Origin of the sequence: Nocardia cerradoensis NBRC 101014 (assembly GCF_000308535.1) — a bacterium.
GTDB lineage: Bacteria > Actinomycetota > Actinomycetes > Mycobacteriales > Mycobacteriaceae > Nocardia > Nocardia cerradoensis.
Map to the genome: position 1 here is coordinate 1 of NZ_BAFW01000239.1, position 18,889 is coordinate 18,889.

Consider the following 18,889-nt stretch of genomic DNA (forward strand, 5'->3'; position numbering starts at 1 on the left):
AGCTCCTACAGCGGCGGCAGCTACGGCGGCAGCTCCAACGGCCCGACCAGCGGTCCGCCGCCGACCGCGCATCCGTCCGGCGATGTGCAGCAGTGGATCGCCCAGGCCAAACAGGTCCTGATCGAGATGGGCTATCCCCCGGAATCGATCGACGAGAACGCCATCGCGCTCATCATCGAGCACGAATCCGGCGGCGATCCGAACGCGATCAACAACTGGGACAGCAACGCGGCGGCCGGCCATCCGTCGAAGGGTCTGATGCAGTGCATCGACAGCACCTTCAACGCCCACGCGGCCCCGGGCCACACCGATATCTGGAACCCGGTCGACAACATCGTGGCCGCCACGCGCTATTCGATCGACCGCTACGGTTCGCTCGACAATGTGCCGGGCGTTTCCGCGGTCTCCGGTGGTGGCGGCTACGTCGGCTACTGATCGGCGGCGCGAACACCGCACGCCGCGACACAACTGGACATTTGCTACGTGTGAGTAGAGCCATCTCGGCGTAACAGTGTGACCTGCGCCCCGTAAAGTCATGTCACAAGAAGCACCGCATGAAGTACGCGGCACACCGTGCAGCGCGAGGAGCACCAGTGTCACTCGATCAGCCACTCGCCCCGCTTCCCCAGGAGGGCATGGGCTTCGCCTCGGCGTGGCCCATCCGGGCTGGCGATGTAGATCCCTACAGCCGGCTGCGGCTCGACGCCGTGGCTCGATATTTGCAAGACATCGCGTGGGAAGAGTTGCACACCACGTTCTTCCACCGCACCGACCCGGCGTGGATCGTGCGCCGCACCGTGATCGACGTGGTGCGTCCGATCGTCTGGCCGGATCGGGTGCAGTTGCGGCGCTGGTGTTCGGCGATGTCGACCCGGTGGACCAATATGCGGGTACGGATCACCAGCGACAGCGGCGGCCTGATCGAGACCGAGGGCTTCTGGATCAATATCAACGAGTCGACGAATATGCCGACCCGGATCAGCGACCAGGGATTGGCGCATCTGGCCCGGACCACCGACGAACATCGGCTGCGCTGGCGGCCGTGGCTGACCGACGCGGTGCCGCCGGAATCGGATACCGATCTGACGTTCCCGGTGCGCGCGACCGATATCGACCAGTTCAACCACGTCAACAACGCCATGTACTGGCAGGCGGTGGAACACTTCCTGGTCGACTACCCGAAGTTGGTGGCCGGTCCGCATCGCGCGGTGATCGAATATGTCGCGCCGGTGCTGGCCCGCCAGCACATCAGCGTGCGCAGCCGCTACGAGCCCGGCGACCGCAACGGCCAGCCGGTGCTGCGGCTGTGGTTCATGGTGGGCGGCACCATAACCACCACCGTGCGGATCGGCGCGCTACCGACCTGAGTGCGGATAGCGGAGAGTTCGCGACCGAGCCCCGCCGACTTCCGGACCCTCATCCGTGGAGGGTCCGGAAGAGCAGGTGTTCAGCCGCGTGCGGCCTTGAGCAGATCCTCGATGGTGGTGAATTTGACCCGTGGCCGGCCGCCGGACTTGCCGGCGCTCTTCTCCGCGGCGTCGATGGCCTTCCAGCCGTCGCGGCCGACGGCGTCGGGCTGACGCTGCGCGAGCAGGGCCTCGAGCGCGGCCCGATCTCCTTGCGGCGCAGTCAGTTTGCCGGAGGTGAAGTCCTCGAGCAGCTGTTCCACGGTTTCGGTGGCATCGACCCGGTTGGAGCCGATCACGCCCCGCGGACCACGCTTGATCCAGCCCGACACGTAGACGCCGGTCACGTGCGCGCCGTCGGCGATCACACGGCCGTGCTCGTTGGGCACGATCCCGGCGCGCTCGTCGAACGGCAGATCCGCGATGGGAACACCGCGATAGCCGATGGACCGCAACACCATCGACGCCGGCAGCGTCTCGCGGCGATCCGAGGCCCGCGCCACCACGCGCCCGTCCTCGGCGACGAGTTCGTTGTGCACGAACTCGAGCTCGGCGACGTGACCCTCACCGCGGATCTCGGTCGGCGAGGCCAGGTAGCGGAACACGATGCGCTTGTTGTCCGGATTCGGGGCCTTGGCCGCGTATTCCTGGGCCAGTTCGTACTTCAGCCGCAGCGAGGGCTCGATGTCCGGGTCGTCGAGCAGCGCCTGGCTGGCCGGATCCAACTCCAGCTCGGCCGGGTCGATGATCACATCGACGCCCTTCAGATGCCCCAGCGCCAGGAACTCCGCCGAGGTGTAGGCGGCCTGCAGCGGGCCACGCCGGCCCAGCACCACGACCTCACGGATATTGCTGTCCCGCAGCGCGTCCAGGGCGTGGTCGGCGATATCGGTCTTGGCCAGCTCGTCGGGCGACAGTGTCAGCACGCGGGCGACGTCGAGGGCGACGTTGCCGTTACCCACGATCACCACGCGCTCACCGGACAGGTCGAAGCTGCGCTCGGCGTAATCGGGATGGCCGTTGTACCAGGCCACGAACTCGGTCGCCGAATGACTTCCGGGCAGATCCTCACCCGGCACGTCGAGGCGGCGGTCGGTGGAGGCGCCCACGGCGTAGATCACCGCGTGGTGATGGGCCTGCAGCTCCTCGTGCGAGATGTGTTTACCCACCTCGACATTCAGCCGGTACTGCAGGGTGTCACGACGGAACGCGCTCTCGAACATGGCAGACACCGATTTGGTGCCCGGATGATCCGGAGCCACACCGGCGCGCACCAGACCCCAGGGGGTGGGCAGCCGGTCGAACATCTCCACCTCGACATCGGCGCGGCGCAGCAACTCGTCGGCGGCATAGCAGGCCGCGGGCCCGGCGCCGACGATCGCCACCCGCAGCGTGCCCAGCTCCTTGGGCGGGCGCGCCGGGGTCACCAGCGGGTCGAAATTCGACTCCAGCGGGTGGCGCTGGAAGTAGGCGGCGTTGATATCGCGGAAACGAGCCAGCGACGCGGTCAGATCGTCCTCGGAGAAGATGGCCTCCACCGGGCAGGCATCCACACAGGCACCGCAGTCGATACAGGTGTCGGGGTCGATGTACAGCTGCTCGGTCGTCGCGAACTCGGGTTGCTCCGGAGTGGGACGAATGCAATCGACCGGGCACTCGGGAACGCAGCTGGCGTCGTTGCAACAACGCTGCGTGATCACGTAGGCCATATCTCGCAGATCCTCGAAACATCATGGGACGTCCCCACCCGGGTTTGGACAGGGCGTGCATCACACCGGTTGCCGGTCGGCCCCCGCTGTGACACTACTCTTCAGTGTGCCTCGAGAGTGAGGTACATCTCTCATCAGGTAGCGATTTAGATAACACCGTTTACTTTCTACGGCGCTACGGTATTGCTCATGGCGCGGACGCTGATCCTGATGCGACACGGTAAATCCGCATATCCGCCGGGTGTCGACGACCACGACCGGCCGCTGGCACCGCGGGGGCGGCGCGAGGCGGCGCTGGCCGGAACCTGGCTGCGCGAGACCCAGCCGGCGATCGACGCGGTGTCCTGTTCGGATGCGGTCCGGACCCGCGAGACACTGGCCGCGACCGGCATCGACGCGCCGGTCGTCTACGAGCATTCGATCTACGAGGCCACACCGCACACCCTGATCGAATTGATCCAGCTGACCGACGACGCGATCGAGACGCTGCTGCTGATCGGCCACTCGCCGGGGATGCCGTGGACGGCGTGGGAGCTGGCGGCCAATCGCGCGTCGCTGCCGGCCGAAGAGCTCAGCCGCAAATTCCCGACCTCCGCACTGGCGGTGCTGGAATTCGACCGACCGTGGTCGCGCGCGGACCCCGGCACCGGTGAGTTGGTCCGGTTCCACGTGCCGCGCTGACGCGCGGTTCGCGAAAAGGTTTGTCAGCGTAGGAATTTGCCGCGCACGACGACGACCGCGCCGAGCAGCACGAGCACCAGCAACGCGACGAACCAGTTCGTCAGCGCCCAGACGACGCCCAAGACGACGATCACCGGGACCGCCGCGACGAGGGCGATGAACGGGCTTTCCTTGACCGTCTCCAGCGCCGACCGCGCCCGGACCCGATCGATTTCCTTGGCCATGTACTCAGGGTAGGCGGTCGGCGCGAGATGCGCCCGAATTGTCCGGCAACCCAGCTTGTCGGTGGTGGATGAGATGCTCCTCACATGGATTGGAAAATCGAGCTCGTCGCCATCCCGGTCACCGACGTCGACCGGGCGAAAGCCTTCTATACGAGCATCGGGTTCAACGCCGATCACGACGCGAGCCCGACCGAGGACATCCGGTTCGTGCAGCTGACTCCGCCGGGTTCGGGGTGTTCGATCTGCATCGGTAAGGGCATCACCGACGCCGCGCCGGGCAGTGTGGTCGGTATGCAGATGGTGGTGGCCAGCGCCGAGGAGGCCTATCGACAGCTGGTGGCCGCGGGCGTGGAGGCCACGCCGGTCAAGGACGAGGGCTGGGGGCTGTTCACCTATTTCGCCGATCCCGACGGCAACAAGTGGGCCGTGCAGGAACTGCCGCAGCGGGGGTGACCCGCGGCCGGGCCGAGCCCGGGCGATGCGCTCGGGCTTGCATGGAGTGCACTCCAGGTCGGTACTGTCGAATCGCAGGCCCGCGGGTCGGGAAGCGGGTCAGGAAGGCGAGTGGCGATGACGGCAACCACGGCGAATCCCCTCGAGCACACCGAGGACTACGAGCGCCCCAAGTATTCGATCGGCGATGCCGCGGAGAAGTCCGGCCTCACCCGCGACACGCTGCGCTGGTACGAGCGAATCGGCCTGATGGACTACATCGGCCGTGATTCCAGCGGTAAGCGCCGGTTCAGCGATCGCGATCTGAACTGGCTGCATCTGATCGGCTGTCTGCGCACCACCGGGATGTCGGTCGCCGATATGGTCCACTACGCCGAACTCGTGCGGGCCGGTGACGAGACCACCCCGGAGCGGCTGGAGATGTTCCGGAAAACCCGTGAGGGCGTGCTCGCCCAGATCGAGGACCTGCACGGCACACTCGCCGTGCTCGACCGCAAGATCGGCCTCTACGAGGGCAGAGTCGCTGCCATACAACAGATCTGAACCCGCGTGACGTCGCATACATCCCGCGCATGGTGACGCAGCGCACGGTTAGGATGCCTCCGCTATGCAAACCCCCGCCGCCGATGCCCGTATCTGGATCGACAAACAGAGCCCCGAGCCCTTCCATGCGCTCAGCAACGTCGCACTGGCCGTCCGCACCGCGGCCGCGGCCGCCGGTCTCGACCGCTCACTGGTCGAACTGGTCAACGTGCGCGTCTCGCAGATCAACGGCTGCGCGTACTGCCTGGACCTGCACTCCCAGGCAGCGCTGAAGGCCGGCGTGACCCGACAGCAACTCGACGTGTTGCCGGCCTGGCGGCGTACCGAGTTGTTCACCCCGTCGGAATGCGCCGCCCTCGCACTCGCCGAGACGACCACCACGTTGCCCGATGAGGACACCCTGCAACGTGTGTACGCCCATGCGCGGAAACAGCTGTCGGACGAACAGGTTTCGGTGATCGTCTGGGTCGCGACGACCATCGGCGCGTTCAATCGCGTGTCGATCATGAGCAGGCATCCGGTGCGGGAACGGAAGGAGTAACCCGATGATCGATCAGGCCGCGACCGCAGCAGTCGTCCGCAACGACGCGCAGCACCGCTACGAGGTGTGGTACGGCGACAAACTCGCCGGATTCGCCGAATATCGCGACAACGGCGAGGACACCACCTTCATCCATACCGAGGTGGATTCGGAGTTCAGCGGGAAGGGCCTGGCCGGCACGCTGGCGCAGCATGCGATCACGGATGCGATCGAGCGCGGCCGTGCGATCGTGCCCCGCTGTTCGTTCATCAAGAGCTGGCTCGACAAGCACCCGGACTACGATGCTCACGTAGTGGGCAAAGGCATTCAGCGGTAACCGCGCCCGACATCAGCGGTGACCCCGGACCGGAGGTGGCCGATGAGCGATCTCGAGGCGAATCCCGCCGAGGCGCTGTGCGAATCGTCGCCGGCGCCCGGTCCGCGGGCGGATTTCCATCCGGCGCGGGAGGTGCCACTGGGCGGCGTGCGCGGCGTCACGGTGATGCGAGTACTGCCTCAGCGTGATCTGCCGACGGTCGGCGCCTGGTGTTTCCTCGACCACTTCGGTTCGACGGAGACCTCGCATCGGCTGCCGCCGGATATCGATCCCCATCCGCATATCGGTTTGCAGACGGTGACCTGGCCCTTCGACGGGCGGATCCGTCATCGCGACAGCGTCGGATCCGATGTGGAGATCGAGCCGGGCCAGCTGAATCTGATGACCTCCGGGCGCGGTATCGCGCATTCGGAGTACACGGTGCCCGGTGCGCCGGCCGGGCAGGGATTGCAGTTCTGGATCGCCCTGCCGGATGCCCACCGCGATATCGCACCGCACTTCGAGCAGCATCGCGAGCTGCCGGTGCTGGCCCGTCCGGGATTGCGCGCGACCGTGCTCATCGGCTCGCTCGGGGAGGTGCGCTCACCGGCGATCACCTACTCCCCGATCGTCGGCGCGGACATCACCGTCGGCCCGGGCGCGGACGCGCAGCTGCCGCTGGCACCGGAATTCGAACATGCGGTGCTGGTGATGTCGGGCGAGGTGCGTATCGACGACGTACTCGCCGAACCCGGTCCGCTGCTGTATCTGGGCAGCGACCGCGCCGAGCTGCGGCTGCGCAGCGAGTCCGGCGCGCGGGTGGTGCTGATCGGCGGCGAGCCCTTCGGCGAGGATCTGGTGATGTGGTGGAATTTCGTCGGCCGAAGTCACGACGAGATCGACGCCGCACGCACCGCGTGGGAGAAGCACGACACCGAACGCTTCGGTGATGTCGCAGGACATACTCCGCAGCAACGCATTCCGGCGCCGCCGCTGCCCAATCTGCGGCTGCGCCCGCGCACCCGCCGCACGTTCCCGCCCCGCTGATCAGCTCCGGTCGAAAACCGTACTGCCCGAATCGGTGTCGTCGGTCATGGACTGGGTTCCGATGACGCGCAACAGTTCCAGCCGCTCCTTGGCGTCGGTTCCGGGACGCGGATAGTAGACCAGCAGATGCTGGGCCGCATTCGGCGTGACCAACGTTTCGCAGACCAGGTCGAGCAGCCCGACCTGCGGGTGCCGGATCCGCTTGGCATCGCTGATCCGGACCGCGACCTCGTGCGCCGACCACAGCCGTTCGAATTCGGGACTGACCGCCCGCAGCTTCGTCACCAGTTCGGTGACGTCGGCGTCGCCCGCCCGTCGCGCCGCGGTAGCGCGCAGATCGGCGACGTGCCGGCGGGTCAGCCGGTCCCAGTCGGCGTCGGGAAACGTCTCCCGGCCGATCGGATCGGTGAACCAGCGCCACAGCAGGTAGCGGTCCATGCCGGTGAAGCGGGTGTGGTCACCCACCATGTTGATGTGCATGCGGTTCTGCGCGAGGATCTCGCCGAGATCCGACACCACGCAGGCGGGCGTGTCCTCCAGCTTGTCCAGCAGGTAGAGCAGCCCGGGGCCGACGTGCCGGTCGCCGCCGCCGCGATGCGGCGCCGCATGCCCGCACAGGTGGTAGAGATGGTCGCGCTCGTCGTCGCTGAGCCGCAGCGCGCGGGCAAGCGCGCCGAGAACCTGCACGGAGGGCCGCGGGCCCCGCGACTGTTCGAGGCGGGTGTAGTAGTCGGTGGACATCCCGGCGAGCAGGGCGACCTCGTCGCGACGCAGGCCGGGCGTCCGGCGGCGGGTGCCGGGCAGCAGGCCCACATCGGCGGGCTGGAGTTGCTCGCGCCGCCGCCGCAGGAAATCGGCCAGTTCCTCGCGATTCATCACTCCACTGTGCCCCGCGTGAGCGGCCACAGCCAGGGATCGCCGATCCCCCGATAAACGATCTCTGCCGAGGCGGCGGATCGAGGCGCAGGATTCGATCATGACTATCGAGCAGACACAACTGGGCAAGACGGGTCCGAAGGTCGGACGCATCGGTCTGGGCGCGATGGGGATGTCGGGCGCCTACGGGGCATCCGACGAGACCGAATCCATCGCCACCATCCACGCCGCCCTCGACTCCGGCGCCACCCTCGTCGACACCGGCGACTTCTACGGCGCCGGCCACAACGAGATGCTGATCCACCGTGCCCTCGCCGAGCGCCCGCGCGAGGACTACCAGCTGAGCGTGAAATTCGGTGCGCTGCGCGGTCCGGACGGCAGCTTCGGCGGCGTCGACACGCGACCGGAGGCGATGCGCAACTTCCTGCATTATTCGCTGCAGCGGCTGGGAGTCGACTACGTCGACATCTACCGTCCCGCCCGGTTGGATCCGGCGGTGCCGATCGAGGACACCGTGGGGGCGATCGCGGAGATGGTGCAGGCAGGCTACGTGCGCCACATCGGATTGTCCGAGGTCGGCGCGCAGACCCTGCGGCGTGCGGCGGCGGTGGCGCCGATCGTCGATCTGCAGATCGAGTACGCGCTCATCACCCGGGGCATCGAGCGCGAAATCCTGCCGACGGCACGGGAACTCGGCATCGGGATCACCGCCTACGGGGTGCTCTCCCGCGGATTGCTGAGCGATTCCCTGCGCGCGAACCAGACCTTCGCCCCCGACGATTTCCGCGCGCACAGCCCGCGATTCCAGGGTGAGAATCTCACCGCCAATCTCCGGCTGGTCTCGGCCCTGGCGCAGATCGGCGACCGGCACGGCGTGAGCGTGGCACAACTGGCGATCGCCTGGGTGCTGACCCGGGGTGCCGATATCGTTCCGCTGATCGGCGCGCGCCGCGTGGATCGCTGGTCCGAAGCCGTTGCCGCACTGGATATTCGGCTCTCCGAATCGGAACTCGCCGCGATCGAGGCGGCGGCGCCCGCCGAGGCTGTCGCCGGTGACCGCTACGCCGCCCCGCAGATGGCCATGTTGGACAGCGAGCGCTGAAACCCGTTCGCCACCCGCTTATTTGCGCCGCGGCCGGATCACCGCGGTGAAGGTGGCCGCGGCGACCGACTTACCGGTGCTGTCGGTGATGTCGACCGGCATCGCCAGTTCCACCGGCTGCTGCGCGGCGATATCGGCGCGGGCCTGTTCCAGTTCCGCCGCGGTCATTTCCGAGGTGGCACGGAACGGGCCCGCCTCGCCGTTGGCCCGCGCGAGATATTCGATCCGGCCGTCGCGCGCGACGATGAACGTCTCGCCCATCAGATCGACGATGCCGGAAATCGACGCGCCCATCGCGGCCGTTTCGGCCAGGCCGAACAGAATGGCGGCATGCACGTCGCCGTTGTGATTGAGGTGTTCCGGCTTCGGCGCCATGCTCACCACGTTGCGACCGGGCAGATATTCCACCCCTTCCACCCCCGCGAACTGGATGAATCCCAGCTTCTGAAATCCGGCCATCACCAGCTCGCCCATGGCAGCGTGGTCCATTGCGTCTCCCGTCGCACACAGAATTGAAACGTGTTCCACTTTTTTACTCTGTACGAGGAAGCCTGTCCACAGCACACCGCCCCACCGGCCAGGCGGGGTGCCCGAAAAATCCGAAAAGAAGATGGTTCAGATTGGGCGGATTGTGGTTAAGCTTCATTCCACTGCGCTGAGCACGGCAGGACAACCAACCGGGTCCGCGGACCCATGATGCACGAGGAAGCAGTTCATGAACGCCTTTATCGCCCTGATCGACTCCAACTCCGCCGGCACAGTGAACTCGAGCAGCGTCTTCACCAACATCATGAACCTGTTCGTGACGGGGTCGGCCGGGTCCGCCACCCAAGGTGGCGGCATCTTCAACTGAGCCGCGCTCCGCAACGCCGGCCCGCCTCCGACCCCATGCAGGGAGGCGGGCCGTTCGCATTCCCGCCGACGGCCGTGGTGTTCAGCCGCGCAGCTGACCTGGGGTGGTGTCGAAGCGGCGGCGGAACGCCTTGGTGAAACTACTGGCCGAAATGAATCCGAGGCCGGCGCCGATATCGGCGACGCTGCGCTGCCGATAGGCGGGATTGCGCAGGCGGTCGCGAGCGATCTGCAGGCGCTGCTCCCGAATCACCTCGCTCGGCGTGGTACCGGCCTGACTGAAGGCCAGTTGCAGCTGACGCAGCGACCAGCCGAGTGCCGCCGCGACGCGCGCGCCGGTGAGCTCCGGATCGGCCGCATGCGTGCGGATGTAGCGCCTGGCGCTCGCCTCCACCTGCGCCAGCTGGGCGGGCGCGCTCGGCGCCTCCCCGAGAATCTGCATACACAGCAGATCCACCAATTGTTCTGCGACAGTGTCGAATTGGTGGTCGGTGAGCGCGGCGCGCTGGCTGTACAGGGTGCCGGCCACCGCTCCCGCGACCCCGCCGATTCCGGTGCTGAGATTCAGCGGCCGCGGTGGCGGCTCCCGGCGGTTGAGACGGTGCCGGATGTCCTCGCGCGCAATGGTGACGATGAGCCCGTGCGAGCCCTCGCACATCGACATCTCGAAGGGTTCGTCGGTGGAGACCAGGCACGCACTGCCCGGCGGCAACGCGCCGGTGTCGTCACCGTGGCGAAAGGTCAGGGTGCCGGTGATCGGTACGAGCAACCGATAGTCGGGGTCGGGGTCGGCGCGGATGAGGCGCGGACTCCGGAAATAGGTGACGGCGTCGGATTCCCAGCCGACCAGTTGATACGACTCGGTACGCCGCAGCGAGGTCCGGCCGCGGAAATCCGCGGAGGTCGGAAACCGGTAGCCCAGGGTGCACTGGTACGAGCTGATCAGATGAGCCCAGTAATCGACCCGCTCGTGCGGCTCGATCGCACTCGTCGTCTCCGATTCGGCCATGGTCATCGCGGATATCATCGCCGGTTTTCCGATTCTGCGCACCTGAACAATGTCCGTGCGTTCCAGGACATGTGGACATACCCCGGCCCTCGCTACCGTGCCGGAGAGCTGATATCCGGAAACGGGCTGTACAACGGCGGAATACGAGTCCGGATCAGCGCGGAATGGATGAGGATCAGGAGGTTCCATGCGCAGGATCGTGGTCGGGGACGACGGCACCGGACAGGGCAGAGTACTTTCCGACGAGAACGTCGAGCCGCTGACGCTGGCGCTGCTGCCGGGTGCGCAACTTCATCGGATGTGGGAGGTCGACGAACTGCCCGCACTTCCGGTCGACCGGATGCCCTCCGACGTCGACACCAGCTACTTTCCCGGACCCGGCGGAGTGCGCTTCGGCTTCATCTCCGTCCCGCCGGGCCTGAGCTACGAACCCCCCGCCGAGCTGTCCGAGGCGGAGATGGCGGTGGTGGCCGCCGAGGCGGAGCAGAAGTTACCGGGCATGATGGCGGCCTTCGACCCGGCTCGTCCCGGCGTGCACGCCACCGAGAGCGTCGACTTCGTGGTGGTGCTCAGCGGCGAGGGCCGGCTGCGGATCGGCGACGACGTGGATGTGGCACTGCGACCGGGCGATTGCGTCGTGCAGCACGGCGCGCCGCATGCCTGGTTCAACGACGGCACCGAACCGTTCGTGTTCTGCTACACCCTCTGCGGCGTCGAGCGGAACGCGCCGGCCGCACCGTGAGGCGAGCACGGCGATGAGAATTACCGGAAGTCGTTGGCGCAGTTTCGAATACACGCCCGTCGATGCCGGTCCGTGTGCGGTGGAACTGCCCACCGCCGCCGTGGGCGTACCGCGGCGATTCTTCGATTGCCTGCTGGTGCGCATCGTCGTCGAACCCGGCGACTGCCCCATCAGCGGTGACGCCGTGCGCACGGTCCGGCGGCTGTGCGCCGACAGCGACGCATCCTTCGTCGTCCTCGCCGGCAGCCCGTTCTGCGTGGCGAGGGACAGCCGTCTCACCCTCGGCTCCGACCAGGCCGACGTGCTGAGCCATCTCGCCGACACCCTGGACGTCCTCGCGGAATTCACCGATCGCCTGGAAGAACACGGCGAACGCGCCCATGCGATTCCGTTCGGCTGGAACGTCGCGTGCCGGATGGAGATGCCGGCGCAGCCGTGGACGTCGACGGTGACGCTGCCCGCACCGGCCCCGCCGTCGCGGTTCGACGGCTTCGCACCCCCGCCCCGCGCCCGGCCGCACTGCCCGCACGCACTGGTCTCGGCACATTCGCGGACCTTGCGCCGCTGAGGCCGGGCACCGCCTTCGGCCGTCACCGCCCTTGACCTTCAGGTCGGCTGAAGCTTCATGATGAGGCGGTGACGGAATCCGGAATGGTGACGATCGGAGCGTTCGCGCGGGCCAGCGGGCTCACGGCGAGCGCACTGCGGTTCTACGCCGATTCCGGGCTGCTACCGCCCGCGATCGTGGATCCGGTGTCGGGATATCGGTACTACGCCGACGACCAGCTGGAACGGGCGGTGGCGATTCGCGGACTACGCGAGATCGGCATGCCGCTGGACACGATCGCGGCGGTGCTGGCGGCCGAGGGCGAGAGCGCGGGACAGCTCATCGACGAGCACGTCGCCGGGCTGGAACAGCATGTGCGGCGGGCTCGGGGGTGGGCGGCCGAGATCAAGGCGGCCCTGGGCAGCGGACGCGGGTGGGCGGTCGCGACCGTCAGCGGTCCCGTCTTCGCGACGGCGGTCGAGCAGATACTCGCCGCGACCGTGCACGAACCGGAGCATCCCGTCCTGAGCGGGGTCCACGTCGAGGCCTCGGCCGAGGCGCTGACGCTCACGGCCACCGACCGCTACCGGCTCGCCACCCGCACCCTCGTCCCCGAGCGGCCGAGTTCGACCGAGTGGGCCGCGACGGTCGACGGTGACGATCTGCGGCTGGCCGTGCCGCGGATCCGCCGCCACCACCAGGTCCGGCTGGATGCCGGACCGCATTCCGTCCGGTTCCGGGCAGGCGAGTCGGCGGCCGGGACGTGCCGCATCCTGCCGGGGCCGTTTCCCGACCATCGCATGCTGCTGGGGTCCATCGAGACCGCCCGCACGCGCATCGTGACACCGCGGGACACTCTCGTCCGGGCGATGGAATCGCTGCGCGCGCGGCATATCCGGCTGTGTGTCCGCGCCGGGGCGGTGACGCTCGCGAATGCCGGTTCCGGTGCGAGCGAAGCGGTTTCGGCCACGGTCACCGGGCCGGACGCCGAGCTCACCTTCGACATCACCACGCTCTATCCGGCAATCGGCGCGGCCATCGGGCCCGAGGTGATGATCGACATCGCCGGTCCGAAGCAGCCCGTCGTCATCCGATCCGCGGACGACGGCGACCTCACCACCCTGGCGATGCCCGTCGCCCCTGCCCACGTCGAGGAATCATGACCGACACCGTTACCCACGACCCCACCATGGCGGCCATCGGCGCGGCCGTGGAACGCGGCCGGGACGGCGAAACCGACTCCGCCCGAACCCGGCTCGTCGAACTGTGGGAGGAGATCGGGCCGGCGGGCGATCCGCTGCACCGATGCACACTCGCCCACCACCTGGCCGATCTCCACACCGATCCGGCCCGGGCGCTCGTGTGGGATGTGCGGGCGCTGGACGCGGCCGACGCCCTCACCGAGGCGCGCGTGCAGAGCCATCACGCGAGTCTGCACATCGCCGGCTTCTATCCCTCGCTGCATCTGAACATCGCCGACAACTACCGGCTGCTCGGATCGTTCGCGGCGGCCGCCGAGCACATCGCGGTGGCGCGACGGCATATCGGGGCGCTGGCCGACGACGGGTACGGCCGACTCATCCGACGCGCGATCGAAGAGGTCGCCGCGGCGATCGAGCACCGATCGACCCGGCGGCGGGACTCGGCACCCGGTACGTCCGGGGCGTGATCGAACACCCTCCACGTATCCGGTTCATCGCGAGGCGATGAGCGGGACGAACTGTTCGTCCGCGGTCCGGGCGCCGTGGTGGCCGAGCATCGTCGATTCCAGCGGTTCGCGGGCCGGGCAGACCAGCACGGCGCGATGCTCCGCCACCGCGACGAGGTCTCCGATTCGCGCGGTGACGACCGGATCCGGTGGTGTCGGACCGAACCACTGCTCGTCCACGGCTTGTTCCCGCGTGACAACAGTTGCGACCGTGGACAATTCCTCGGACCAGGCGGCGAGCACATCGGACAGCGCCGCCGCGTCGTCGAGGTAGACGTGGCGCACCCGGGCCTCCCCGGCGATCGTCCGCACGCCGCGATGCAGATGCGGGCGGGCGTCGAGGTCGACGACGGTATCGGCGTGGATCATGCCGTGATCGCCGGTGACCAGGAGGGCGCATTCGGCCGGGAGGTCGGTCAGCAGATCCGCCACCGCGCGGTCCACCTCGGCCAGTACCCGTAGCCATTCCGATGATTCCGGGCCGTGCAGGTGCCCGGCGACATCCAGCTCGCCGAAGTAGGCGTACGCGAACCGCCGTCCGGTGCCGGAATGATCTGCGACAGAGAGGATTCCGGTCCGCACCCCGTCGAGGTCGGCGGCCGGATGCACCGTGCCCGGGGCGCGGAAGGCCGCACGGGTCAGTCCCGAATCGCGCTGGTAGCCGGGGATCACATAGTGCACGTCGACACCGTGTGCGGCGAGGTCCTGGATCCGGCTGGTCCTGCGCTGCAGGACTTCCGGCGGAAGTTCGCGGAGAGCGTCGGGACCGGTCGCGGAGTCGAGCCGCCAGCGCAGAGCGTTGAACACCCGCGATGTTCCGTCGTGTGACACGGCGAAGCTGTAGCCGATGATTCCGTGCGTCGCGCAGGGCGCGCCGAGGGCCAGGCTGGTGATGCTGACCGCGGTGGTGGCCGGGAAACCGGCGTCGAGCGTGGTGGTGACGTGCGCGGACAGGGTCGGGGCGATGTCTCGATTCCGGGCGAGCAGTTCGGCGCCCAGCCCGTCGATCAGCAGCACCACGACATCGCGGGCAGCGACCAGGCCCAGCGAGTTGTCCACATCCATCCCCAACGATGCGGCTACGGACGGCAGGACATCGGCGAGTGTGTACGGCATCGCCGCCCATGCTGCCGGATCGAAGCGTCGGGCACGAACGAATTGCGGACGACGACCGGTGCCGTGGAGCGTGGTCGGCGCGACCCTCCTGGCGGTGCCGGACGACGCGCACGCTCGGGGTGGCGGGGACGAGCACCGCGGCCACGAGCGCGACCCTGTCGGGCGGGCCGGTGCCGGATCAGGTGCGGATCTCCCGGATCAGCACCCGACCGTCGCGGTCGGTCGTGATGGCGGTGTAGGCGTGGTAGAGAAACCCACGGTCGGGGCGGCGTTCGAAGACCTGCACCCGAAAGCGGTCCGGGACATCGCCGCCGGTCACATGCACGCAGTGCTGGGTGCCGACCGGCACTTGGGCGATCCGGGTCTGCAGGGTATCGGCAGTGGGCACCGCCGTCGCTTCGGGCACGACGTATTGCCTTGCCGCCGAGCCGCCTCGGGTGGCGTACTGCGCGTATTCGTAGCCCAGTACGGCATCCGGGCCGGATTCGGTGCCGCCGGGCGTATCGTCGTTGACGTCGGTCGCGGTTCTCACGGCGTAGCACCACGGAACACTGTCCGGCGCTTCGACTTTCGCCTCCGCCGGGGGTGTCGCATCAGGCGGGGCGATACCCATCGGCAGCTGCCGCCACCAGCGATCGTAGACCTCCAGCGCCGCATGCTTGGTCCAGCGCAGGCCGACGACGAATCGGGACCGCTGCACATCCTGCGGGAACAGCGTGTAGAGGTCCTGCGGCCCGGTCGCATCCGGCGTCGGCAGGACGACATCCAGTGGATCGGTGAAGCCCGGATGCCTCGCCAGCAGATCGCCACTGTGCTTACTCTCGTCGGCGGCGAATTCCACTGCGGCGTCGGCTTTTTCGAGATCGACGAGTTCCACCCGCAGATCGCGGTCCGGATTCTCGCAAGTTATCGCCGCTCGGTCGCCCGTGGTCGGATCCACCGCGCAGCGGGTCCCCAGCCATCCGGTCTCTCCGGGGCGCGCGGAAACGACCTGCGGAAAATTGTCCGCGATGGGCTGGTACTTCGGTCCCCAACCGCGGTCGGCCGTCGACTGCCCACCCGGCAATCTCTCGACCGCCACCCCGGCGCCGGCCAGCACGATGACCACACCCGCCGCAGCCGCACCCCGCCGGATCCACACTTTCCGCCGGGCCGCACCGGCGGGCGCGCCCGGCGAGTGTTGCTGCGGCTGCGAGGCGGCCTCCCACGAAGGGGTCGAGACATCAGGGACTATCGGCGGTGTGACGACCGGACGGCCCCGTGCCGAACCCGCTTGCGGCACCGGGACGAAGGAATCCGCACCGGACGCGGGTTCCGAGGCGGGAGCACGGTACACGTCGGCCAGCACACCGAAACCGTTGCCGGACAGAGCTTCCCGCACCTGTGTCACGAATTCCGTACAGCTGCCGTACCGCTCGTGCGGCTGCTTCGCCATCGCCCGCGCCAGCACGGGATCGAGGGCGGGCGGCAGGTCCGTTCGCACCGAGGTCGGCCGGGGAATCGGTTTCGTGACGTGCCCGGCGACCACCTGGCCCGGATTCGTTCCGGCATAGGGCGGTCGGCCGCACAACAGTGTGAACAGGGTGCAGGCCAGCGAATACTGGTCGCAGCGATGGTCGAGCGGTTCGCCGGAGAGCTGCTCCGGAGACGCGTAGGCGAGCGTGGCGGTGAGAGTGCCGGTCACCGTGAGTTCGGTATCGGCGTCCTGTAATCGGGCGATGCCGAAATCGGTGAGGACGGTCCGTTCGGCGCGGCCGGCCTCGGGTACTTCGAGGAGAAGGTTCGCCGGCTTGATGTCGCGATGCAACACCGACTTGCTGTGCGCATAGTCCAGTGCCGCAGCGGTTTCGGTGACGATGCGCAGCACCCGTTCGGTGGTGAGCGCGCGCCGGTCCAGCCGCGCGGCATCGGTACCGTGCACATACTGCATCGAAATCCACAGGTGCCCGTCGTCGGCGCCGCGATCGTAGACCCGCACGATGCCCGGATGTTCCAGGCGGGCAACGATATCGGCTTCCTGATCGAACCGTCGGCGCCGCTCGTGATCGGCGGAGACCTCCCGGTCGAGCAGTTTCAATGCCACCCGGCGCGGCAGCCGGGGATGGCGGGCGAGATAGACCGTCCCCATCCCACCACGGCCGAGCACGCCCTCGATGAGGTAATCGGCGAAGGTCTCGCCGATCGCGAGTGCGGCCACGGTCCCCCTTCTCGTCGAGCCCACCGAGGCGTCAGCAGCTTACCGGACCGATCCGGCCTCCTCACCGGACGGATTCGGCGTCCGCACCGGCTCGATCCTGCGGCCCTCGCCGGGCGCCGCCTCCTCCGATACCGTGGATATCCAGCGCCGCAGATGTCGACGAAGGTGGTGAGATCGCAATGTTCGACCCGTTGGCCGATATCGACCGGGCCCTCGCCGACCGGGCCGGATGGACGTGGTTCGACGACCACCTGCTGTACACGTGCGGAGTGCTCGACCTGCTGCGCCGCGAGGAGTTGGCGCACATGCCCGTCAAGTCGACCCGGATCCGGATCGATCCGGGCGAGGTGTGTATCGCCGAGGGCCCGGCGACCTGGTCGTTCTGGCGCTCACCCGGCAACGGCAGCTGGACCCGCAACAACATCTACGTCGCGGGCAGCGCCTCCTTCGTCGCGGCCGCGCAGCTGGGGAACGCACTGGTGAACCAGGCCCGGCGCCAGCGTGCGGAGGCCGCGTCGCAGCCGCGCTGGATCGCCGAACGTCCCGGTTCGGTGATGATCTCCGACCGTCGCATCCACCTCACCAACCCCGACTACTCCTTCCGGATCCGCTGGGCCTCGCTCGAGACGATCGACCTGACCGCCGCCGACCACGTGGTCGCGCGCTACGTCGACCGCAACCACACCTTCCACCAGTGGCAGGTCCGAACACCCTGGGCCGTACTGATATTCGTCGTCGCCGCCCATCTGCACTTCCCGAATCATCCGCTGCTGCTGTCCGGAAATTGGCTGCCCGCCGGATTCGAGGACAAATGCCATCTGGCGGGGAAGACATGCCCACCGGTCCGAGAGCGCTGACCTCACCTTCCGCATCCCCTCGTCCCGGTCGTGGTGAGGGTTGCTGGGCAATGTCGGTGCCACGTGGCACCATCGCGTTGTGAGCAGCACACCTGCCCCCGACCAGCGCCTGCGCGATCTCGCCCGGTTGCGCAAGGTCCGCGACCGCATCGACCGGGAATATGCGAAACCCCTGGATGTGGAGGCCCTCGCGCGGGATGTGCACATGTCCGCAGGGCATCTGAGCCGGCAGTTCCGCCTCGCCTACGGGGAGTCGCCGTACGGATACCTCATGACGCGGCGCATCGAACGCGCGATGGCGCTGCTGCGGCGCGGTGATCTCAGCGTGACGGAGGTGTGCTTCGAGGTCGGCTGCCAATCGCTGGGCACCTTCAGTACCCGCTTCACCGAACTGGTCGGAGTGCCGCCGAGCGTCTACCGGCGCGAGGCCGCCGACGCCACCCTGGGCATGCCGTCATGTGTCGCGAAACAGGTGACCAGACCGATCAGGAATCGAGAAGCGCAGGTTACCGAGTAGGAATTAGCGTGAGCGACATGGACATCACCATTCACGACACCTTCCTCCCGCAAGACGATCCGGAGGCCGCGCTGACGTTCTACCGCGACACCCTCGGCTTCGAGGTGCGCAACGACGTCGGCTTCAAGGGCATGCACTGGATCACGGTCGGTCCCGCCGGCCAGCCGGACATCTCGATCGTGCTCTACCCGCCGAACGCCACCCCCGGCGTCACCGAAGAAGAGCAGCGCACCATCTCCGAGATGATGGCCAAGGGCACCTTCGCCAGCCTCAATCTGGCCACCAAGAACGTCGACGAGGTGTTCGAGCGGCTGCAGGCGAACGGCGCCGAGGTCGTGCAGGAGCCGACCGATCAGCCCTACGGACTGCGCGACTGCGCGTTCCGCGACCCCTCCGGCAATCTGCTGCGGATCCAACAGGCCTCCTGAGCCGACCCCGACAACCGAGCCGGTCGGCGGACCGGGCCG

Annotated in this window: 24 protein-coding genes; 17 read left to right on the plus strand and 7 right to left on the minus strand. The window is 67.9% G+C overall.

The window, feature by feature from the left end; translation table 11 throughout:
• Both ON23_RS24495 and ON23_RS24500 read left to right on the plus strand, forming a co-directional pair.
• On the plus strand, positions 1-435 hold a 435-nt coding region (locus ON23_RS24495; RefSeq protein ID WP_039781075.1), incomplete at its 5' end, for a lytic transglycosylase domain-containing protein.
• A 158-nt stretch (positions 436-593) separates the two neighbouring features.
• Complete coding sequence (locus tag ON23_RS24500) at positions 594-1,367, plus strand: acyl-[acyl-carrier-protein] thioesterase (protein ID WP_036505825.1); 774 nt, start codon at positions 594-596, stop codon at positions 1,365-1,367.
• A gap of 80 nt (positions 1,368-1,447) precedes the next feature.
• Here the strand turns inward: ON23_RS24500 and ON23_RS24505 are convergent, their stop codons facing one another.
• Positions 1,448-3,115, minus strand: a complete 1,668-nt coding sequence (locus tag ON23_RS24505; protein ID WP_039781076.1) for an FAD-dependent oxidoreductase — start codon at positions 3,113-3,115, stop codon at positions 1,448-1,450.
• Between the two features lie 189 nt (positions 3,116-3,304).
• Here ON23_RS24505 and ON23_RS24510 point away from each other — a divergent pair, with 189 nt between their 5' ends.
• Entirely contained in the window at positions 3,305-3,796 is a 492-nt protein-coding gene (locus ON23_RS24510) for a SixA phosphatase family protein (protein ID WP_039781077.1), read from the plus strand.
• Positions 3,797-3,819: 23 nt separating this feature from the next.
• Here ON23_RS24510 and ON23_RS24515 read toward each other — a convergent pair whose 3' ends face one another.
• Positions 3,820-4,020 (minus strand): hypothetical protein, encoded by a 201-nt coding sequence (locus tag ON23_RS24515; RefSeq protein ID WP_030517105.1) that lies wholly within the window; start codon positions 4,018-4,020, stop codon positions 3,820-3,822.
• An 84-nt stretch (positions 4,021-4,104) separates the two neighbouring features.
• On the opposite strand from ON23_RS24515, the gene ON23_RS24520 reads away from it, so the two are divergent.
• The 5 genes from ON23_RS24520 to ON23_RS24540 all read left to right on the plus strand — a co-directional run bounded on the left by ON23_RS24520 (position 4,105) and on the right by ON23_RS24540 (position 6,899).
• On the plus strand, positions 4,105-4,473 hold the full coding sequence (locus tag ON23_RS24520) for a VOC family protein (RefSeq protein WP_039781078.1): 369 nt from the start codon (positions 4,105-4,107) through the stop codon (positions 4,471-4,473).
• A 117-nt stretch (positions 4,474-4,590) separates the two neighbouring features.
• Positions 4,591-5,016, plus strand: a complete 426-nt coding sequence (locus ON23_RS24525) for a MerR family transcriptional regulator (protein ID WP_039781079.1) — start codon at positions 4,591-4,593, stop codon at positions 5,014-5,016.
• A gap of 64 nt (positions 5,017-5,080) precedes the next feature.
• Positions 5,081-5,557 (plus strand): carboxymuconolactone decarboxylase family protein, encoded by a 477-nt coding sequence (locus ON23_RS24530; protein WP_039781080.1) that lies wholly within the window; start codon positions 5,081-5,083, stop codon positions 5,555-5,557.
• Positions 5,558-5,561: 4 nt separating this feature from the next.
• Positions 5,562-5,873 carry a GNAT family N-acetyltransferase gene (locus tag ON23_RS24535; RefSeq protein WP_039781081.1) on the plus strand — a complete coding sequence of 104 codons (312 nt, stop codon included), beginning with the start codon at positions 5,562-5,564 and terminating at the stop codon, positions 5,871-5,873.
• 42 nt (positions 5,874-5,915) lie between these two features.
• Complete coding sequence (locus tag ON23_RS24540) at positions 5,916-6,899, plus strand: pirin family protein (RefSeq protein ID WP_039781082.1); 984 nt, start codon at positions 5,916-5,918, stop codon at positions 6,897-6,899.
• Here ON23_RS24540 and ON23_RS24545 read toward each other — a convergent pair whose 3' ends face one another.
• A complete protein-coding gene (locus ON23_RS24545) occupies positions 6,900-7,775 on the minus strand; it encodes a helix-turn-helix transcriptional regulator (RefSeq protein ID WP_039781125.1) in 876 nt (291 codons plus the stop codon). It abuts the gene before it with no gap.
• A 100-nt stretch (positions 7,776-7,875) separates the two neighbouring features.
• Between ON23_RS24545 and ON23_RS24550 the strand changes: the two genes are divergently transcribed.
• On the plus strand, positions 7,876-8,877 hold the full coding sequence (locus tag ON23_RS24550; RefSeq protein WP_039781083.1) for an aldo/keto reductase: 1,002 nt from the start codon (positions 7,876-7,878) through the stop codon (positions 8,875-8,877).
• An 18-nt stretch (positions 8,878-8,895) separates the two neighbouring features.
• On the opposite strand, the gene ON23_RS24555 is transcribed toward ON23_RS24550, so the two are convergent.
• Complete coding sequence (locus ON23_RS24555; protein ID WP_039781084.1) at positions 8,896-9,366, minus strand: PaaI family thioesterase; 471 nt, start codon at positions 9,364-9,366, stop codon at positions 8,896-8,898.
• Between the two features lie 226 nt (positions 9,367-9,592).
• On the opposite strand from ON23_RS24555, the gene ON23_RS38080 reads away from it, so the two are divergent.
• Positions 9,593-9,730, plus strand: coding sequence for a hypothetical protein (locus ON23_RS38080; RefSeq protein ID WP_157104447.1), 138 nt, complete (start codon positions 9,593-9,595; stop codon positions 9,728-9,730).
• 81 nt (positions 9,731-9,811) lie between these two features.
• On the opposite strand, the gene ON23_RS24565 is transcribed toward ON23_RS38080, so the two are convergent.
• Positions 9,812-10,744, minus strand: a complete 933-nt coding sequence (locus ON23_RS24565) for an AraC family transcriptional regulator (RefSeq protein ID WP_167331892.1) — start codon at positions 10,742-10,744, stop codon at positions 9,812-9,814.
• Between the two features lie 181 nt (positions 10,745-10,925).
• Between ON23_RS24565 and ON23_RS24570 the strand changes: the two genes are divergently transcribed.
• The 4 genes from ON23_RS24570 to ON23_RS24585 all read left to right on the plus strand — a co-directional run bounded on the left by ON23_RS24570 (position 10,926) and on the right by ON23_RS24585 (position 13,696).
• Positions 10,926-11,480: a cupin domain-containing protein gene (locus ON23_RS24570; RefSeq protein WP_051043270.1), complete on the plus strand. Its 555-nt coding sequence runs from the start codon at positions 10,926-10,928 to the stop codon at positions 11,478-11,480.
• A gap of 13 nt (positions 11,481-11,493) precedes the next feature.
• The gene (locus ON23_RS24575; protein WP_157170286.1) at positions 11,494-12,048 is read left to right on the plus strand and encodes a hypothetical protein; all 555 of its coding nucleotides are present in this window, start codon (positions 11,494-11,496) and stop codon (positions 12,046-12,048) included.
• 68 nt (positions 12,049-12,116) lie between these two features.
• Positions 12,117-13,190, plus strand: a complete 1,074-nt coding sequence (locus ON23_RS24580) for a DNA polymerase III subunit beta family protein (protein WP_039781089.1) — start codon at positions 12,117-12,119, stop codon at positions 13,188-13,190.
• The gene (locus ON23_RS24585; protein WP_039781090.1) at positions 13,187-13,696 is read left to right on the plus strand and encodes a hypothetical protein; all 510 of its coding nucleotides are present in this window, start codon (positions 13,187-13,189) and stop codon (positions 13,694-13,696) included. Before ON23_RS24580 ends, ON23_RS24585 begins: the two co-directional genes overlap by 4 nt.
• A 24-nt stretch (positions 13,697-13,720) precedes the next feature.
• On the opposite strand, the gene ON23_RS24590 is transcribed toward ON23_RS24585, so the two are convergent.
• Positions 13,721-14,851: an alkaline phosphatase family protein gene (locus ON23_RS24590; RefSeq protein WP_039781092.1), complete on the minus strand. Its 1,131-nt coding sequence runs from the start codon at positions 14,849-14,851 to the stop codon at positions 13,721-13,723.
• Positions 14,852-15,029: 178 nt separating this feature from the next.
• Positions 15,030-17,048 (minus strand): serine/threonine-protein kinase, encoded by a 2,019-nt coding sequence (locus ON23_RS36120; RefSeq protein ID WP_051043272.1) that lies wholly within the window; start codon positions 17,046-17,048, stop codon positions 15,030-15,032.
• 179 nt (positions 17,049-17,227) lie between these two features.
• On the opposite strand from ON23_RS36120, the gene ON23_RS24600 reads away from it, so the two are divergent.
• The 3 genes from ON23_RS24600 (at position 17,228) to ON23_RS24610 (ending at position 18,850) form a co-directional block, all read left to right on the plus strand.
• Positions 17,228-17,905, plus strand: coding sequence for a hypothetical protein (locus ON23_RS24600; protein ID WP_039781093.1), 678 nt, complete (start codon positions 17,228-17,230; stop codon positions 17,903-17,905).
• Positions 17,906-17,984: 79 nt separating this feature from the next.
• Positions 17,985-18,422, plus strand: a complete 438-nt coding sequence (locus ON23_RS24605) for a helix-turn-helix transcriptional regulator (protein WP_039781095.1) — start codon at positions 17,985-17,987, stop codon at positions 18,420-18,422.
• Positions 18,423-18,439: 17 nt separating this feature from the next.
• Positions 18,440-18,850, plus strand: a complete 411-nt coding sequence (locus ON23_RS24610; RefSeq protein ID WP_030517086.1) for a VOC family protein — start codon at positions 18,440-18,442, stop codon at positions 18,848-18,850.
• Positions 18,851-18,889 lie beyond the last annotated feature (39 nt).

What these genes read in the sequence shown, in the direction of transcription:
- ON23_RS24565 (WP_167331892.1), bottom strand. Translation starts at nt 10,744, where the DNA reads ATGACCATGGCCGAATCGGAGACGACGAGTGCGATCGAGCCGCACGAG.
- ON23_RS38080 (WP_157104447.1), top strand. Translation starts at nt 9,593, where the DNA reads ATGAACGCCTTTATCGCCCTGATCGACTCCAACTCCGCCGGCACAGTG.
- ON23_RS24590 (WP_039781092.1), bottom strand. Translation starts at nt 14,851, where the DNA reads ATGCCGTACACACTCGCCGATGTCCTGCCGTCCGTAGCCGCATCGTTG.
- ON23_RS24600 (WP_039781093.1), top strand. Translation starts at nt 17,228, where the DNA reads ATGTTCGACCCGTTGGCCGATATCGACCGGGCCCTCGCCGACCGGGCC.
- ON23_RS24510 (WP_039781077.1), top strand. Translation starts at nt 3,305, where the DNA reads ATGGCGCGGACGCTGATCCTGATGCGACACGGTAAATCCGCATATCCG.
- ON23_RS24540 (WP_039781082.1), top strand. Translation starts at nt 5,916, where the DNA reads ATGAGCGATCTCGAGGCGAATCCCGCCGAGGCGCTGTGCGAATCGTCG.
- ON23_RS24610 (WP_030517086.1), top strand. Translation starts at nt 18,440, where the DNA reads ATGGACATCACCATTCACGACACCTTCCTCCCGCAAGACGATCCGGAG.
- ON23_RS24525 (WP_039781079.1), top strand. Translation starts at nt 4,591, where the DNA reads ATGACGGCAACCACGGCGAATCCCCTCGAGCACACCGAGGACTACGAG.
- ON23_RS24555 (WP_039781084.1), bottom strand. Translation starts at nt 9,366, where the DNA reads ATGGACCACGCTGCCATGGGCGAGCTGGTGATGGCCGGATTTCAGAAG.
- ON23_RS24515 (WP_030517105.1), bottom strand. Translation starts at nt 4,020, where the DNA reads ATGGCCAAGGAAATCGATCGGGTCCGGGCGCGGTCGGCGCTGGAGACG.
- ON23_RS24505 (WP_039781076.1), bottom strand. Translation starts at nt 3,115, where the DNA reads ATGGCCTACGTGATCACGCAGCGTTGTTGCAACGACGCCAGCTGCGTT.
- ON23_RS24530 (WP_039781080.1), top strand. Translation starts at nt 5,081, where the DNA reads ATGCAAACCCCCGCCGCCGATGCCCGTATCTGGATCGACAAACAGAGC.
- ON23_RS24585 (WP_039781090.1), top strand. Translation starts at nt 13,187, where the DNA reads ATGACCGACACCGTTACCCACGACCCCACCATGGCGGCCATCGGCGCG.
- ON23_RS24520 (WP_039781078.1), top strand. Translation starts at nt 4,105, where the DNA reads ATGGATTGGAAAATCGAGCTCGTCGCCATCCCGGTCACCGACGTCGAC.
- ON23_RS24550 (WP_039781083.1), top strand. Translation starts at nt 7,876, where the DNA reads ATGACTATCGAGCAGACACAACTGGGCAAGACGGGTCCGAAGGTCGGA.
- ON23_RS24535 (WP_039781081.1), top strand. Translation starts at nt 5,562, where the DNA reads ATGATCGATCAGGCCGCGACCGCAGCAGTCGTCCGCAACGACGCGCAG.
- ON23_RS24545 (WP_039781125.1), bottom strand. Translation starts at nt 7,775, where the DNA reads ATGAATCGCGAGGAACTGGCCGATTTCCTGCGGCGGCGGCGCGAGCAA.
- ON23_RS24575 (WP_157170286.1), top strand. Translation starts at nt 11,494, where the DNA reads ATGAGAATTACCGGAAGTCGTTGGCGCAGTTTCGAATACACGCCCGTC.
- ON23_RS24570 (WP_051043270.1), top strand. Translation starts at nt 10,926, where the DNA reads ATGCGCAGGATCGTGGTCGGGGACGACGGCACCGGACAGGGCAGAGTA.